The sequence below is a fragment of the Helicobacter valdiviensis genome (assembly GCF_003245365.1).
In the GTDB taxonomy this organism is placed as follows: Bacteria; Campylobacterota; Campylobacteria; order Campylobacterales; family Helicobacteraceae; genus Helicobacter_D; species Helicobacter_D valdiviensis.
The window spans coordinates 1-634 of sequence record NZ_NBIU01000116.1 but is presented as its reverse complement, the minus strand read 5'-3'; the positions used below and the strand labels follow the sequence as shown (position 1 = coordinate 634).

The following is a 634-nucleotide window of genomic DNA, read 5'->3' as shown; positions in this document are numbered from 1 at the left end:
CTTATGTTGATGATAGCTTTGATTTTAGGGATCAAAATCATATTTTTAATAAAGATGGTAGCATAAAAGAGTTAGGGCAACCTGTGGGTGCTTGGGATTATAATGAGGTAAAGTTTGATAGAGATGTTTCAGAGAGTCAAATGAATAAATATGCAGAAAAAAGCGGAATATTTAGTTTAACTAATTTGAGTGCTGCAATGCTATTAAAATTATCCATAAATATAGAAAAATATGAGAATTATAAAAAGCAAAATATTTACCCCAATTACAACCACGAATACCAACTAACGCAAAAACACTTCAATCTAGGTTGTGATTTTATAGTGACTAACCCTACTTTTAAAAATATTAAGGTTCCAAGTAATTTAGCTATAAAACATTTACTTAAGACTACTATAAATTATAAGGAGGTTAAATAATGTATGTTAAGGAACTAAAATGTTACTTATGATATATTTTAATCTTATATTTATAACATGTATTGTAACAAACTATGCACTTTTTATGGTATTAATTATTGCTTATAAGAAATATCAACTTTTTGCAAATAGGCGTTTTATTGCAAGTATTGTGTATGGTGGTATAGCTAGTATTGTCCTAGGTAGTTTATTAGGCTATTTTTTATATGAAGATA

1 protein-coding gene and 1 pseudogene are annotated in these 634 nt (G+C 27.0%); both read left to right on the top strand.

What is annotated here, in order from left to right; translation table 11 throughout:
- Positions 1-419, top strand: a 419-nt coding sequence (locus B6S12_RS11365) for a DUF6402 family protein (RefSeq protein ID WP_245892674.1), incomplete at its 5' end; no start/stop codon positions are given.
- 19 nt (positions 420-438) lie between these two features.
- Positions 439-634: pseudogene (locus B6S12_RS10795) on the top strand (hypothetical protein); the annotation flags it as partial.